Genomic DNA, 15,346 nt, shown 5'->3' with positions numbered 1-15,346 from the left:
TCGGTGAATGAAGGAAATAGATACGTGAAGTTGTAACCTATCATTTCTTTTGTTAAATTGGAAAGGATTACCAAACTAATAACGAATTAAAATATGCAAACACTAATTCACCCTGAAGATTTTATAAATAAGCGATTTGACAAAGCTTGGTTCAACTGGGATTGTTGTTAATCATTTAATTTTATGGATGATTTTCTTTTTCCTTTGATTTTATTTCTCATCTTCATAGGTACACCAATTGTCGTGGGATTATTGATATATATAATACCTAAAAAACTGGGATACCCAAGGTTTGCAAGATATCTGCTATTTACCTATGGTTTTATTTGCCTATTATTTACATGTTATCTATTTTTTAGTGATTATTTTTTTACAAAATCTGATGCGCTCAAACTTGTTGAAGAACAAGCGATAACATTAGTAGATGAATTTAAGATCAGTAACTATAACTCATCGTTTGCAATTGGTGAGAGTTATGAAACATTTACGCTTAACATCTCTAATTTGGATAAACAAAAAGCTATTTCGAAAATTATAAATTCCAAAAATTTCCATTCGAACGAAGATTCTAATCACATTGTATCTTATAATTCATTAAATCAATATTGGGGTCCAAAAATTACACAGAATTATGAAACAGAAGATGCTTATGTTAGGGAGTATTTTAAACCCAGTGGACAAAATAATTATACTCCTACTTTTAGAAAAATTACGATAAGCAAACTGAAAAATGAATTAATATATGAGGATATAGACGAATAGAATCATTCTGTAAAAACGTCTAATACTATTTAATTATATTTTTATTCAATCAAGTTTGACACCTTTGTTTATAAGCGGAAACACATTGTGCCATGGTCATGGCGGACAAAATGGACTGGAATTAGTATTTACAGCTTGGTTAGCTTTACCAATTTTAATACTATTTAGTTTTGTATTTAACCGTATATTCAAGCCAACGAATTTTTATAAAAAAAAATGAACAAATAAGAAATCACCATTGTCAACAGGCTCTTTGCGAAAGAATAAAATTGTAAGTCTTCCATATACACTTGAAAAAAAATCACTTAGTAAAAAGTATAATAACAAATATGTCCAAGACCAAATAGACAAAATTGAAAAACTTAGTGGATCGACAATTTCAATTAAGAATATAGGTAAAACAAGTTCAGAGTATAAGAAACCTTGTATATGTTGTAAATCTGAATTTTACATTCTTATCACAAACTACATTTCGATTGACTCTCCATTAACGTGTGGTACATGTAACAAATCTGTCCCAATTTATAAGCTACCAAAATTTTACGACTTTGGTTATATGCCAATTTTAAGTTGGGAAACAAACTATCAAGCTTGTGATAGCTTACAAATGAATTGTGAGGTCGGAGAACGTTGGTCTTTAAATCAGATGCAAGAAACAAAATCACCATTATCAAAGCAAGGTTTGGATATATGTAAACAAATTGAAGAACAAACGACAATTCCAACATTTTATTATTTATACAATTACAAGAAAAATAGTGGAGATGATAAAAATAGACTCTGCCCAAATTGTAAGAAAAAATGGACCTTAAAAACACAATTACATAATCTTTATGATTTCAAATGTGATAATTGTAGAATCATATCAACAATATCTACAAATACATAAATAATCCAGGACATGCTCTTCATAAACTGTATAATACTAGTTCATTGACAGCTAAAATGTATCAATCAGACCGGACAACTAATCATTTTGATGTTACTTTTTTAACGTTTTTGTAACACGTCAATAAAATACGTTAAATTTCATGCGTTTTTATAACACGTCAATACAATTTATAATCTCAATTATGAATAATCTCTTTATTATTGATTTCTAAATTATTGTATTAAAAAATAGGATGAGGACATTAATTTCATTATCTTAATAAATGAAATATAATATTATAGACTTATAATAGCTTTGCTACATATGATATTGACCAATTATACGCCTTTTCTTAAAAACTTATTAAAATACATTTCAATATTACTTTTTTGGGGTTGTCCTTTACTCTGTTTTTCTCAATATAAACTTAAGGATACCACGAAATTTGTAACAAATAATTTGCCGGCTTATGTATACAGGTTGGACCAGTATAAATATAAAAATATACCGATTATTGATAGAAAATCAATTGTAAGTACTCTGTTGCGAGAATATTACATTGATGAATTGGTCTCAGGAAATGAGACCTTAAGTAAGGATCGCTATTATGCATTGAGCCACCATCTTTCAGCCAAAACATTTAATTCGCTAAACAATCGCGATAGATTTAACTACTGTATGATGACACAAGAATACTATATGCAAAATTGTGGAAGTCTTGGTCGATTTAAATCAACAGGAATATACGGTGCTTTTTATCGATCAGATTTACCTTTAGAGTATTGGAGCGATAGACAATTACAATTTTTACATAAGAATAGAAAAGAAATCATTGGTTACGTGGATCAAATGTGGTCCGATTTAAAATTTATTGGTGATAACACAAAAGATCTATTGGTAGAATTGATCATGTGGGAGGAGATCCCCAAAATATTGCAACAAATAGAATTATCTCCTCAAGATAATAGCTTATACTCAGTATTAGTTCAGATTATGATGCGTGCAAAATTCACGATATTTGAAGCTTCAAAAATATATGAACAACTGTATGGCCCTGAGTCTTATATTGCTAGTCAGATCGCAGGTACAGAGGAAAACAGGACAGCAATAGTTGACATGGCAAAAAAATGTTATGCTGAATTGGATGTGATCCCAAATTATAATGTCCCGATATATGTTAGGCAGTCAAGACCATCTTACTCCTCTGACGGGCTTAAGGAGGAATTGGTTACAAGAAAAAAGGATTGGCCACTAAAAAAAGTACAAACTCCTATATTTAAAATTAAATTATAACTTATTGAAATCACTCTTTATATCAAAAACAGATACTCTAAAAAGCCACATCTCACGAGGTGGCTTCTAGTTAATATATGGATTAAACTTGATTACTTATAAGAATTGATCGATTGAGATACTTTCCAATTACCGCCGTCATTGACTAAAGTCACAAGATCTGTTTTGGTAAAACCTTCAAACTGCATCGTTACTTTGGCGATCATATAGTCTGCTGACTCCTGTACGATGGTAGTTCTGGTTTTACAGTTTAATTGCTCTCCTTTTTGTTTTTTCAAGAAGGAGATAACTTCCGAACGGCTATTGGTTTTATCTTCTGATGCCTGAACTTTTTGACTGAAGTCTGCTGTAAACAATTGCTCTACTCCTGCCGATTGTCCTTCTGTCATAACCGCAACGTAATGGTCAATGGCCAAATCTGCTGTGGATACGTTAACTACTGCTTTTTTAGGGTTTGATACCTCTGGTTTGCCTGCTGCCATAGTGAATGTTGATACTGCGATCAAGGCTGCTGCTGCGAATGTTTTTGCTAAAGTTTTCATAATGTCTTTATGTTATATTGTTATTAAGTTGCATCAGCCCCACATCCACCAACTCAAACCCTGATGCCTGCTTTGCAGTTCTATTTGTTTGTTGATTCAAAAGTAGGGTGTTAATCGTCCCAACCCTATGGCAATTAGACTAAACCAACTAAAAACTCGGTGAATGAAGGAAATAGATACGTGAAATTATTTTAAACTTTTTTGAACTATTCTATTTGACAGGTGTTCTTATTATACAAAGCGATAACAAACATACTTTCAGCAGGAAAGTGGATAACGATAAATGACGTAGTACAGTAAATAAATCCAATTGCTTTAAAACAATCTGGATGACGAAACAAAAAAGAGGAAACGATAAGAAACATAAAAATTACTGTGCAGTTAAACGCCAAGATAAAGGGTCTAATGAGAATTAGGCCCTTTTGATGTATATGGATTTTCAAGCATTCGCAACTATTTTACATGATAGATATTTGGTTTTTATATGTATCTTAATGCGGTTAACCTATATGCTTATAATGTTTAAAGTTAAGATTATCAAAAGACAATAGCTACATATGGCATTTAAATGGTGTTTAAATCACAAATTTTTAAAACTTGATTATACGCAATACTAAGAAAAAAGAAATTAAACAAATTATACTTTTTTTTAGTAGTATTCTTTATTGGGATTTCAATCGCACTTGATAATGATTATTTTCAAAATTGAATCACTGGGACTTATATATACGATTTTCCTATATTAACTGTTAATGGTTCCACTGATGATGATTGTACTAACAATGGGGAGTACTTATCCATTGAAAAATACTCTTAATACTATAATATATTTATGAAATTAATTTTACTTATCATCTCCCTTTTTACGCACAACATTTTGCGATCACAAATCAATACCAAAATTGAAGATATTGGAAAAAGAACCACCGAATTTTTAATACAAAGAGGAAAAATCGAAGATTTCAAGTATGCGCTTAAACTTAAAAGTCTGTTTCCAAAAGAAGATTTTTCTAGTTTTAAAGATAGTCCTGCTGAATTTGTCTTAGGAATGCTACAAGGTTCGGAATTGGAATTACCCGTTGCTTGGAATGAACTAAAAGTTAAAGCCAATAAACTGAACATTGATACGAACTCTTCCTATCACGAAACATATTTTGATAAAAAAGGTAGCGACAACTACGTGGTGACTTGTGTAATAAAATCACCTTCAGACTATTTTACATTCAGTTTTAATCTTCTACAGTGGGAAAAAGATATTTATATATCACGATTTTATAAAGACGTAAGGAGATACAAATCTATTAAAGAAGTTAAAACTAATCTTTCTAGCATTGTCGATGATGAAATCGAAAAAGAGATACAAGAAATGGAAAAGGAGAATTATCTAGAATAAGGGTGACTTAAAGTAGTCAATATAGCTACTGGAATTTGTTTTCATAATTGCGTGAGCGCCCACCGAAAAATCCCGAAGAGATCTGCGAAGCAAACAAGACGAAGCTCGCTCCGGATCGCACTCAAAGCATTGACTCCAATAACAGCTGGTGCTGAAAAGAGATTTTTGTGGTGATCGGTTTGATTAAAAAAATACGTAAAGCCGTAAGGAGGATATAAAACAAATAAAGCCATTCTTGACAGAATGGCTTTATTTGTTTATTTTATAAGATCTATTTGATTTATTTCAGCTTTTCAATCTCGTCGATGGTAAGGCCTGTAGCTTTGGCAATCTGTTGAGTAGACAAACCCATCTCTTTCAAATTCAAAGCTGTCTCAATGGCTTTTTTGTGTTCGCCTTGGGCAATACCTTCTTTTAAACCTTCTTTTAAACCTCGATCATGTCCAATACGCTGAGCAGTAGAATAGGTATTCTCTGCATCGCGCTTATGTTTTAAACTTGCTTCGTATGCCATCTTATCCTCCGGTGTTAATTTTGCGACTTCGCCTATGTCAAAGATAAGACCAAATACCCGCTTATCCAAAAAATCCGGTATTTTATCAAGTTTGCTCATGTTTTTCAATAGATATAGCCACATATCCATATCTGTCTTTATATCAGCCTCATTCTTATTAAAATTTGGTAATACTAAGAGCTTGTAACCAAGCTTTTCATAAAAAACAAGATTACTCTGCTTATCGCAAAGGGCAACATCGTAAAAATACTTACCGCGTTCAGTTTCTCCTAACTCAAACTCTAAGATACCGATAAAATATACTTCGGGAAGTTCGTATGTATTTCCCTTATAGCCCTTGGGTATAAGTTTATTGATAAGCCTGGATGTATAAAAAACGGTCCGGTCTTTAAAAAAATCTTGATAAAGCTGTTGCATCTCTATAATGAAATGCTCACCATCAATACCGGTACAATAGAGATCGAAAATGACCTTCCGATCATTTTCAACATCGCCCCCCTGCTCCACTGGCCGATAATGAAGATCTTGAATAACTTTCTCTCCCTCAAAGAGTCCATTTAAAAATCCAATTAAAATAGGCTTATTTTCTTCTCTTCCAAAATAAAATTTAAAGCTCCAGTCTCCACTAAAACCAACATACTTGCCCATGTTACTTTTTGTCTTTTTCATAATAATATGCTTTACTTAAATAATTAATGTTGCTAAGCAAACATCAGAAAAACTAAAATTATTAGCCGGTTATTAAACGTTTGTTGTCGATAGTAGTCGTTTGTTGTCGGCTAGCTGGCAACAAAAGCATCAATTTGTTAACCTAGTCTTGCTTTCCGGACACAAAAAAAGCCACATCTTATGACATGGCTTTAACTAAACATATGTGATTAAACAGTTAATTACTTATACTAGTTGATCGATTGGGATATTTTCCAGTTACCGCCGTCATTGACTAAAGTCACAAGATCGGTTTTGGTAAAACCTTCAAATTGCATAGTTACTTTGGCTATCATATAGTCTGCTGACTCCTGTACGATGTTGGTACTTGTTTTACAGTTTAACTGCTCACCTTTTTGCTTTTTTAAGAAGGAAATAACTTCTGAACGGCTATTGGTTTTATCTTCTGATGCCTGAACTTTTTGACTGAAGTCTGCTGTAAACAATTGCTCTACTCCTGCCGATTGTTCTTCTGTCATAACCGCAACGTAATGATCAATGGCCAGATCTGCTGTAGATAAATTGACCACTGCTTTTTTAGGGTTTGATACCTCTGCTTTGCCTGCTGCCATAGTGAATGTAGATACTGCTATTAAGGCTGCTGCTGCGAATGTTTTTGCTAAAGTTTTTTATCTAGATAATTTGTTATTTAAAGGTGATAAGGCTATCATGAGTATAAATTCTGCAACTAATTACCAATGTACTCATGATGGTTCATAATGTCTTTATGTTATATTGTTAGTTTTATCTTATTTGTTGATTCAAAAGTAGGGTGTAAATCGTCCTTACCCTATGGCAATTAGACTAAACCAACTAAAAAATCGGTGAATGAGGGAAATAGATAGGTGAAGTTGTGAAGATGGATTCAAAATGCTAAATTCAGCACATAAATTGTTTTATAAAATATGATCAATGTTTATAGAGATAAGTTGAAGAGGCATTATGAACAATACTTTGGTATTTCAGGAATTGTGCATAAAATTGATAAGGGACCAATAAATAAACTCGATCCTGAATTTTTCATATTAGAGTTTCCTCCCAATCAGATTCATAATATGTACACCTATTGTACAGTAGGAATGTCATTAAACAGGTGGGATGAAAACTTGATTGAGTTATTCATTTATGCCGCTGAAAAGAATTCATTACTTGTAGACCTTCTCTGCTACTGTGCAAGCTACCATCGAAACGATGCGCCATTGAACTTACATCACACAGTTAATTTAGGACAACCTTGGTTGGGGGAATCGTTATGCGACCATGGCTTTATATCTTTTCCTTATCTGGAAAAACCTGACTTTGAGCAAATAGATATAGATCATAAAACCATCAAATGCTTTTGGTATATTCCTATAACAAAAGCTGAACGGGATTTTAAAATTGAATTTGGATATGATGCTCTAGAGACAATTTTTGAAGAAAAAGAATTAAATTATCTAAGTCCTGAAAGAGCCAGTTTAATTTAAAAATTAACATGTTTTGATTCAAGATTATTGTTCAAAATCTTATTACTATTCTTTCTTTTTGATCACTTCTCCACTTGATGATATTATATTGGTGAATGAATAATCATATACGCGGTGCGTTATTCCCATTTTCTTTAATATTTCTTCAGCATCAGTTCTTATGTTTATCCAGCTCGGATGTTCTTCCAAATATTCCCAATCCCATATCTCACTTGGCATTTGATCGACCTTAGTTTTGAACGTCAGTAGTTCTTGTTTGTATATGATTGGTATTAGGTTATTTCTAAATACCGTTTCGAAGCACACCGGTGTATACGCATATTCCAATTCCTCATAAAGCTCTGTCATTGGGTCGTAAATTGGAGATGCCATAAGTTCCAGTTCTCTAGATTTATAAGTGAACAGAATAAGCGAATTGACGATATTGGTATAGTAAAACCTGACGTGCTTGTCATACTCTTCCAATTCAGACTTAGTAAATCCTAATTCATCAACCTCGTCTATTTCACAAATTTCAGATGCTATCAGGTCAATTTGTTTTCGGCAATAGTTTGCGCTTTCATCTAGCCCTATTTCACTAGCCAATTTGCAAAGTTCAACCCACACTTCTTTAGTAAAATGCGACGGTCCTGTAACACCCAATTCTATCAGACTTTCAATTGCAAGCTCCCACTCCTCCTGATGGTTATATTCTACACTTTGTTGAAAATATTGCTTATCAGCAAATGATTCATTAAGGGAATTAAGCAGTTTTCTTAATCTCTCCTTTATCGAAGGTTTGCTATTCCATCGTTTCAAAAAATCAAATGTACCCATTTTAAATAGACGCTTTAATATCCCTTATCAAATATGTTGATTAATGATGAATATTTCAACATTTAATTCACATAAGAATTCCGTTCTTAAATCATAAAACGATTATTTAATATAAAACAATAATAAATATTGAAAAACTAACAGTATGCAATAAAAAATTCAGCATATCAGTACAATAAAATTTAAATACAATAATATATTCGAAAGTAAAACGCTGTTAAGCTTTCTTCATAAACAAATGTTAACTTCGATTACAAACCAATTGATTATTTACATCATGACAATAATTCTTATTTAAAAAACCAAGAGCACCTCTATCCATTCAAATATTTACACGGCTACAGGCTTCATACGCTTTTTTACAATAGAGATAGGAATAAAATTAACAAAAAAGTTGTCACAAGCCATAAATATTACTATAATTGAAAAAAAATACAATATTATTTAAACATTTGGAAGCCAAAACCAAATGATTCACACTAAAATCATAATGAAAAACGAACATGTATTGCATAGTAACGAGAGTTTACTAGAGCGTCTTAAAATGGGCGATCTGGATGCTTTCAACGTTATCTATGAGCGATACTGGTCCGTTCTAGTGAATGAGTCCTTTAAACGACTTAATAATATGGCTCTTTGTGAGGAAGTGGTGCAAGATGTATTTATAGACCTTTGGCAGCAGAGAGCGGTGAGAGATATCCAGAATCTTGAAGCCTATCTGCGTACCTGTATGAAGTTCAAAGTTTTTGAAGTTTACAAGAAAAACAGGAGAACAAAATCAATGCTCGAAGAAAATCTATCGTTAATGCAGAAACATGAGATTTCCGAATATGATCAATATGCTGAAAAAGATTTAAAATCTCTAATAGAAGAATGGATTGCCCATTTGCCACAGAAAAGAAAAGAAATTTTTAAAATGAGATATCTCGATGAACTTTCTACAAAAGAAATAAGCGAAATGACTGAAAGCTCACAAAATACAATACAAAACCATTTAGGGATCTCCATTGCTAAACTAAGAAAATTAATCATTCAACATTTTTTAGTTTTTATACTAACTTTATTTCATTGATTTCAAGCAAGTTGCAAATAAATCACTTTTAGACTAGTACGATATTCCGATTTAAGTACACTGTATATATAAATACTGTACTAATCAAAAATGGAACATCATAACCCAAGGCTTCAAAATCTCATAGATAAATACTTAAAAGGTAAATGCAACAAAGAGGAAGCGGAAATTGTCGAAAATTTTTTTGAAAGTTTTTCATCACGCCCAGATATCTTGGATCAACTTGATCATGAAAAACAGAATGAAATAAAAAGAAGAATCCAGGAAAATGTCGTAAAGAAAATTTCTCCAACACCCATCCGAAAAATCGGTATGATTAAACTTGCTATTGCCGCGACTGTAGCACTTTTCTGTATTTCTATTGCATATCAATATCTGTACAAAAACAGTAGCTTAAAAAATATAGAAATCAACTTAGCAAACGGACAACAGCGCCATATTACCTTAGAAGATGGAACAAAAATTACGCTAAATGCATCCAGTAGAATTATTTATCCTAATTCTTTTAAAGACTCTTCTAAACGTGAAGTGATTTTAATCGGTGAAGCATTTTTCGATGTCGCTAAAAATCCAAAAAAACCTTTTATCATCCATACTCCTAGAATGGAAATCAGCGTCCTGGGAACTGCTTTTAATGTTCGTGACTATGAAAATGAAAGAAATGCAGAAACTGCTTTAATACGAGGAAAAGTTTCGATATGGAAAACTGGCCATACGGATAAAAAATTTATCTTGAACCCGAATGAAAAGTTTGTGCTCTCTAATGCGATTATCCATAACAATGCACAATCTACCAATCCAAAAGTTGTTTCTCTGCAAAATGCCACAGTTGCAGTCCAGCCTTTAGTTGTCTCAAATCAAGACGGTACTGCACTCGAAACAGAATGGATGCTTAAACGGATGACCATCCGTGATGAAAGATTGGCAGATATTGTTATAAAATTAGAACGCATGTATGGTGTGGAGATACAGATCTTAAGTAGTAAAATCGCAACTCAGCGCTTCTCTGCAACATTTGAAAATGAAGATTTAGACAATATCTTGAAAGCACTGCAGACGGTCAATTACTTCCAGATCAAAAAGACAGGTAACAATCAAATACAGCTATTTTAAAACAAACTAACCTACATAACTCATATGAACAAAACAGTACCTAAATTTAAAAAAGAATCCAGATTGGCACTGCTTCTGGTTTGTCTCAGCACAGTGCATGTGCAGAGTTTTGCCTATTCACAAACTGAAAAAATTGATGTATCCATAAAGTCTGGCAAACTGGAAGACGTGTTTCAGACAATAAATGAAAACAGTAAATACAAAATGTTCTTCAGCAAGGCTATACTTCCCAATTCAACAGTAAATATTATAGCTGACAAAATCAGTATCAAGGACGTACTCTCAAAATCTCTTTCAGGAAGTAATCTGACCTGGGAACTGCTGGATAATAATATAATAGCCATAAAAGAAAAGAAACAAAGTCAGCTACATTTGGCCGGACAAGTACTTAATGAAAATGGTTCTCCGTTAGCAGGAGTATCGGTAATAATAAAAGACTGGCAAAAAGAAGCATATCGTAATATACAGACAAGTACAGCTACTGATGTGAATGGACAGTGGGGATTGAGGATACCCAATGAAGATATCACCATCATATTTTCTTTCATGGGTTACCAGAAGGTGGAGATCTCAGCCAAACAGCTTCTTGCAAACACTACTCCTATCCGGTTGAAGCCTGAAGAAGGCAGTTTAGAAGAAGTTGTCGTGATCGGATATGGAACAACAACACGTCGATTAAATACGGGATCAGTCGCTTCAATTACAGCCAAAGATATTGCATCTCAACCTGTAAGTAATCCCCTGGCTGCATTAGCCGGTAGAATGTCTGGTGTATTGATTGCACAAAATAATGGTGTACCCGGAAGTGCTGTACAGATACAGATCAGAAACCAGGCTTCATTAAGCGGGACGACCTCAGGATCTATTCCTCTGTACGTTATTGATGGCGTACCTTTCACTAATTTTAACAGCGGTCAACCTGCAACCGACAATCTAAACTCTTTTGGTATTTCTGGATCTTCTGGCGGTCTAAGTCCATTTAGTATGATTAATCCTTCTGATATTGAACGTATAGATGTACTCAAGGATGCCGATGCCACAGCAATTTATGGTAGCCGTGGTGCCAATGGTGTCGTATTGATCACAACAAAAAAAGGATCATCGGGACGCACGCGCATCGGTGTTAATTTTAACACTGGATTTACGGAAGTTAATCGATTTATCCCGATGATGAATCTGGAAGAATACCTATCCTTGAGAAAAGAAGCTTTTGTTAATGATGGTACGGTACCAACTGCAACAAATGCTCCAGACCTTTTGTTGTGGGACCAGAATAAATCTACAGACTGGCAAAAAATGCTGATCGGCAATAAAGGTCATATTACCGATATGCAAGCGAATATGTCCGGTGGAAATGAGTCTACACGCTTTTTCTTTAACTCCGGATACAGACGCGAAAGCACGGTATTTTATGGAGACAGTAAAAATAGCAGGTTTACCTCTCGTCTCAACCTGGATCATACGTCTGCAGACAAGAAGTTTAATGCGGCACTATCTGTAAGTTATGCCAATGATAATTCGGATATGCCATCTTCGGATATTACTTCCATGTACAACCTGCCTCCCAACTACCCTATTTATGATGACAACGGCAGATTTTATTGGCTACCGTCATCAGCAGGGATCAACAATCCTATTGCTATGCTCAACAGAAAATACATAGGAACTACGAATAACCTTATTTCAAATGCAAACTTGAGTTATAAGATTATCCCTGGACTGACCGTGAAAACAAATTTCGGGTACACCATAACACAGCTGAACCAAAATAACCAGACACCGATTTCGTCCTTAAATAATACCCTGACGAATCCATTGGGCTCATCTGCTTTTTCAAATACAAAAGCTGAGAACTGGATTATCGAACCCACATTGGATTATGTCAAAAATATAGGTCAAGGCAAACTAACAGCATTGATCGGCACGAGTTTTCAGCAGAATTCATCACGTTCACAGACAACTAATGGATCCAACTACAGCAATGATGCACTTTTAGGATCGCTCAGTGCAGCGGGAACTTTCACAGCAAGCAACAATCTTGTTTATTACAAATATAATGCTGTATTTGGAAAAGTGAATTACGACTGGAATGAGAAGTATTTATTTAACGGAACATTCCGAAGAGATGGTTCTTCACGTTTTGGTCCAAAAAACAGATTTGGAAATTTTGGTGCAATCGGCCTAGGCTGGGTATTCGGAAAAGAAGATTTTGTGCAGGACAAGCTGCCTTTTCTCAGTTTTGGTAAACTGAGAGCTAGTTATGGTACGACCGGGAACGATCAGATATCAAACTACATGTATCTGCCGCTCTACTCCTCTGCTACGGCCTATCTAAATAATCCTTCGATGAACATTGGGACGCTACCTAATGAATATATCAAATGGGAAACGACCAAAAAGATGGAATTTGCACTGGATCTTGGCTTCTTGAGAGACCGTATCTTATTCACCGGTAACTATTTTAGAAATCGTTCAGGCGACCAGATTACCGACGTTATCCTAAGTACTCAAGTTGGGTATAACAGTTATAAGGCTAATCTTCCCGCACTTATTCAAAATACAGGACTGGAACTTGAATTGAATACCACCAATATTGTTACGGAAAATTTTACATGGAAAACATCGACCAACTTCACATTCTATAAAAATAAATTAGTGGAATTTCCGGGAATTGAAAATACATTCTATGCCAGCAGTTTTCTCGTTGGAGAGCCACTCAATCTAATCCGTCTTTATCATTATCAGGGTGTTGATGAAACAACTGGCAGAGCAACTTATGAAGACCGTAATGGTGATGGGGTTATCAATGCAGATGATCGTTATGTTGCTGACTTGGGAACACCATTTTATGGTGGATTTAACAATACTTTTTCATACAAGGGATTTGAGCTGGGTGTATTTTTCCAGTTTAACCATCGATTTGGAGTAACCAAAATTTTAAATACAAGACCTGGAGCAATGGTTAACCAGAATGAATACTGGCTTGGAAGATGGTCTCCAACGAATCCGAATACTGATATTCCTGGTGCGATTACACCCTCATCACCAACTTCTACGCCTACAGGAACTGCTTTAAACAATTCATACAATCTATACAGTAGCTCTGATGCTGTGTACGGGGATGCATCTTATATTAAATTGAGATCTATAAATCTTTCCTATAACCTGCCAAAAAACTGGACTTCAAGATTGAGAATGTCCAATTGTAGTGTATTTATGCAGGGCCAGAATCTGTTTACCTGGGCAAAAAATAAGTATGTACTCGATACGGAAACTACCGTCCAGGGTGGTCCATCTGGTTTAGGTACAGGAACTATCGCACAAGTGCTACCTCCACTGCGCACAATTGTCTTTGGATTTAACTGTCAATTTTAAAACGTACAACAATGAAATTAAACAATAAAACCATCATATCGCTTATACTGACCAATGGGGCACTTTTATTTAGTTCCTGCGAAAAATTTGTAGATCTTGGCGCTCCACCGACTCAGGTTATCACTGGAGATGCGTTTGCATCAGATGCATCAGCAAATAGTGTGATCCGTGGATTGTACAGCACAGTATTAAATATCAACTTGTCCGGCACAACCACGTTCTTTACCGGAATCGCGGCAGACGATCTTCAATATAATGCGACAGATGCTGGTATAACAGAGTTCGCAAGTAATAATATATTAAATACAAATAATAATGTCGCTAACCTGTGGTATAATTGTTATCAATTGATCAAGAACACCAACAACGCTATCTCAGGTTTGGAAGTATCAAATTCCCTGACACCAACCATAAAAGATCAGCTAATCGGTGAAGCTAAATTTTTCCGAGCCTATGCCTATTTCTATCTTGTGAATCTATATGGTGATGTTCCTTTACAATTGCGGAATGACCTATTTGCATTTGAAGATGCTTCTCTACCAAGGACAGATAAACAGCAGGTCTATAATCAGATCGTCAGTGACCTAAAAGATGCAGAGAGTAAAATGCAGACCAGCTATGATGCAACTGCCAGTCCAAGAGGACGGGCAAATAAAGCTGCCGCCAGTGCCCTATTGGCCAGAGTATATTTATATCAAAAAGACTATCAAAATGCCGAATTGTACGCAACAAAAGTACTGCAGTCTTCTGATTATGGTATGCCTGCTCCAGACAAAAACTTCCAAAACACGAGCAACGAGGTTATCCTTCAGTTGGGAAATCTGACGGGTATCACAACTTTCGGAGCAAACTACATTACCGCAGTGACTGCTGTCCCTGGTTATACGCTTCCCGATGCAGTATACAACAGTTTCGAGTCATCGTCCACAACTGATTTAAGAAAAATGAACTGGACAAGTCTTAAAACCATTTCAGGTAAGAACTACTATGCCATCACTAAGTATAAAGTAGCTTCTGGAACAGGTGCAGAATATCATATCATACTACGTTTGGCTGAACAGTATCTTATACGTGCAGAGGCCAGAAGCAGACTCAATAATCTAAGCGGTGCACGCGCTGATATTGATGCTGTACGTAATCGTGCCGGATTAACAGGTATCAATATCGGCAGTAATCAAACACAGTTATTGACCGCGATAGAAACAGAGCGACTTCATGAATTTTTTGGCGAGTATGGCCATCGCTGGCTTGATCTTAAACGTACTGAACGTGCTAACGAGGTTCTTTCGCCTGTTAAATCAAATTGGCAACCTACAGATGTGCTTTTTCCAATTCCTCAGGCTCAAATTCTGATCAATACTAAACTGACACAAAATCCTGGATACGAAAACTAAATTATTATCTAAACTGATTATTAAAAA

14 protein-coding genes are annotated in these 15,346 nt (G+C 34.7%); 10 read left to right on the top strand and 4 right to left on the bottom strand.

The features are described from left to right. Positions 1-93 precede the first annotated feature (93 nt). The 4 genes from JAZ75_RS26225 (at position 94) to JAZ75_RS17050 (ending at position 2,926) form a co-directional block, all read left to right on the top strand. Complete coding sequence (locus JAZ75_RS26225; RefSeq protein WP_132773383.1) at positions 94-171, top strand: DUF1963 domain-containing protein; 78 nt, start codon at positions 94-96, stop codon at positions 169-171. A 12-nt stretch (positions 172-183) separates the two neighbouring features. Beyond that, positions 184-762, top strand: coding sequence for a hypothetical protein (locus JAZ75_RS17060; protein ID WP_021190178.1), 579 nt, complete (start codon positions 184-186; stop codon positions 760-762). A gap of 238 nt (positions 763-1,000) precedes the next feature. Further along, the gene (locus JAZ75_RS17055; RefSeq protein WP_168126116.1) at positions 1,001-1,651 is read left to right on the top strand and encodes a DUF2310 family Zn-ribbon-containing protein; all 651 of its coding nucleotides are present in this window, start codon (positions 1,001-1,003) and stop codon (positions 1,649-1,651) included. Between the two features lie 306 nt (positions 1,652-1,957). After that, a complete protein-coding gene (locus JAZ75_RS17050) occupies positions 1,958-2,926 on the top strand; it encodes a hypothetical protein (RefSeq protein WP_206368194.1) in 969 nt (322 codons plus the stop codon). A 92-nt stretch (positions 2,927-3,018) separates the two neighbouring features. Here JAZ75_RS17050 and JAZ75_RS17045 read toward each other — a convergent pair whose 3' ends face one another. Then, the gene (locus JAZ75_RS17045; protein WP_021190167.1) at positions 3,019-3,468 is read right to left on the bottom strand and encodes a nuclear transport factor 2 family protein; all 450 of its coding nucleotides are present in this window, start codon (positions 3,466-3,468) and stop codon (positions 3,019-3,021) included. An 832-nt stretch (positions 3,469-4,300) separates the two neighbouring features. Here JAZ75_RS17045 and JAZ75_RS17040 point away from each other — a divergent pair. Then, positions 4,301-4,861: a hypothetical protein gene (locus JAZ75_RS17040; protein WP_132773319.1), complete on the top strand. Its 561-nt coding sequence runs from the start codon at positions 4,301-4,303 to the stop codon at positions 4,859-4,861. 280 nt (positions 4,862-5,141) lie between these two features. Here JAZ75_RS17040 and JAZ75_RS17035 read toward each other — a convergent pair whose 3' ends face one another. Next, positions 5,142-6,044: an Rpn family recombination-promoting nuclease/putative transposase gene (locus tag JAZ75_RS17035; protein WP_132773317.1), complete on the bottom strand. Its 903-nt coding sequence runs from the start codon at positions 6,042-6,044 to the stop codon at positions 5,142-5,144. Between the two features lie 230 nt (positions 6,045-6,274). Beyond that, a complete protein-coding gene (locus tag JAZ75_RS17030) occupies positions 6,275-6,655 on the bottom strand; it encodes a nuclear transport factor 2 family protein (protein ID WP_208696876.1) in 381 nt (126 codons plus the stop codon). 333 nt (positions 6,656-6,988) lie between these two features. On the opposite strand from JAZ75_RS17030, the gene JAZ75_RS17025 reads away from it, so the two are divergent. Beyond that, positions 6,989-7,549 carry a suppressor of fused domain protein gene (locus JAZ75_RS17025; protein ID WP_208696874.1) on the top strand — a complete coding sequence of 187 codons (561 nt, stop codon included), beginning with the start codon at positions 6,989-6,991 and terminating at the stop codon, positions 7,547-7,549. Positions 7,550-7,594: 45 nt separating this feature from the next. On the opposite strand, the gene JAZ75_RS17020 is transcribed toward JAZ75_RS17025, so the two are convergent. Then, positions 7,595-8,365 (bottom strand): hypothetical protein, encoded by a 771-nt coding sequence (locus JAZ75_RS17020; protein ID WP_208696872.1) that lies wholly within the window; start codon positions 8,363-8,365, stop codon positions 7,595-7,597. Between the two features lie 490 nt (positions 8,366-8,855). On the opposite strand from JAZ75_RS17020, the gene JAZ75_RS17015 reads away from it, so the two are divergent. From JAZ75_RS17015 to JAZ75_RS17000, 4 genes are all read left to right on the top strand, one after another. Beyond that, positions 8,856-9,437 carry an RNA polymerase sigma factor gene (locus JAZ75_RS17015; RefSeq protein ID WP_208696870.1) on the top strand — a complete coding sequence of 194 codons (582 nt, stop codon included), beginning with the start codon at positions 8,856-8,858 and terminating at the stop codon, positions 9,435-9,437. Between the two features lie 90 nt (positions 9,438-9,527). After that, positions 9,528-10,550, top strand: coding sequence for a FecR family protein (locus tag JAZ75_RS17010; protein ID WP_208696868.1), 1,023 nt, complete (start codon positions 9,528-9,530; stop codon positions 10,548-10,550). A gap of 24 nt (positions 10,551-10,574) precedes the next feature. Next, positions 10,575-13,925 carry a SusC/RagA family TonB-linked outer membrane protein gene (locus JAZ75_RS17005; protein WP_208696866.1) on the top strand — a complete coding sequence of 1,117 codons (3,351 nt, stop codon included), beginning with the start codon at positions 10,575-10,577 and terminating at the stop codon, positions 13,923-13,925. Positions 13,926-13,936: 11 nt separating this feature from the next. Then, complete coding sequence (locus tag JAZ75_RS17000; protein ID WP_132773307.1) at positions 13,937-15,319, top strand: RagB/SusD family nutrient uptake outer membrane protein; 1,383 nt, start codon at positions 13,937-13,939, stop codon at positions 15,317-15,319. The last annotated feature ends 27 nt before the right edge of the window (positions 15,320-15,346 follow it).

This window comes from Sphingobacterium sp. UDSM-2020 (genome assembly GCF_016132525.1).
Classification (GTDB): domain Bacteria; phylum Bacteroidota; class Bacteroidia; order Sphingobacteriales; family Sphingobacteriaceae; genus Sphingobacterium; species Sphingobacterium anhuiense.
Note: the sequence above shows the minus strand (reverse complement) of the source record. Positions and strands in the feature narration are given on the sequence as shown.

Excerpts from the sequence above, each read along its gene's own strand:
- JAZ75_RS26225 (WP_132773383.1), top strand. The coding sequence starts at position 94 with ATGCAAACACTAATTCACCCTGAAGATTTTATAAATAAGCGATTTGAC.
- JAZ75_RS17060 (WP_021190178.1), top strand. The coding sequence starts at position 184 with ATGGATGATTTTCTTTTTCCTTTGATTTTATTTCTCATCTTCATAGGT.
- JAZ75_RS17050 (WP_206368194.1), top strand. The coding sequence starts at position 1,958 with ATGATATTGACCAATTATACGCCTTTTCTTAAAAACTTATTAAAATAC.
- JAZ75_RS17045 (WP_021190167.1), bottom strand. The coding sequence starts at position 3,468 with ATGAAAACTTTAGCAAAAACATTCGCAGCAGCAGCCTTGATCGCAGTA.
- JAZ75_RS17040 (WP_132773319.1), top strand. The coding sequence starts at position 4,301 with ATGAAATTAATTTTACTTATCATCTCCCTTTTTACGCACAACATTTTG.
- JAZ75_RS17035 (WP_132773317.1), bottom strand. The coding sequence starts at position 6,044 with ATGAAAAAGACAAAAAGTAACATGGGCAAGTATGTTGGTTTTAGTGGA.
- JAZ75_RS17030 (WP_208696876.1), bottom strand. The coding sequence starts at position 6,655 with ATGGCAGCAGGCAAAGCAGAGGTATCAAACCCTAAAAAAGCAGTGGTC.
- JAZ75_RS17025 (WP_208696874.1), top strand. The coding sequence starts at position 6,989 with ATGATCAATGTTTATAGAGATAAGTTGAAGAGGCATTATGAACAATAC.
- JAZ75_RS17020 (WP_208696872.1), bottom strand. The coding sequence starts at position 8,365 with ATGGGTACATTTGATTTTTTGAAACGATGGAATAGCAAACCTTCGATA.
- JAZ75_RS17015 (WP_208696870.1), top strand. The coding sequence starts at position 8,856 with ATGAAAAACGAACATGTATTGCATAGTAACGAGAGTTTACTAGAGCGT.
- JAZ75_RS17010 (WP_208696868.1), top strand. The coding sequence starts at position 9,528 with ATGGAACATCATAACCCAAGGCTTCAAAATCTCATAGATAAATACTTA.
- JAZ75_RS17005 (WP_208696866.1), top strand. The coding sequence starts at position 10,575 with ATGAACAAAACAGTACCTAAATTTAAAAAAGAATCCAGATTGGCACTG.
- JAZ75_RS17000 (WP_132773307.1), top strand. The coding sequence starts at position 13,937 with ATGAAATTAAACAATAAAACCATCATATCGCTTATACTGACCAATGGG.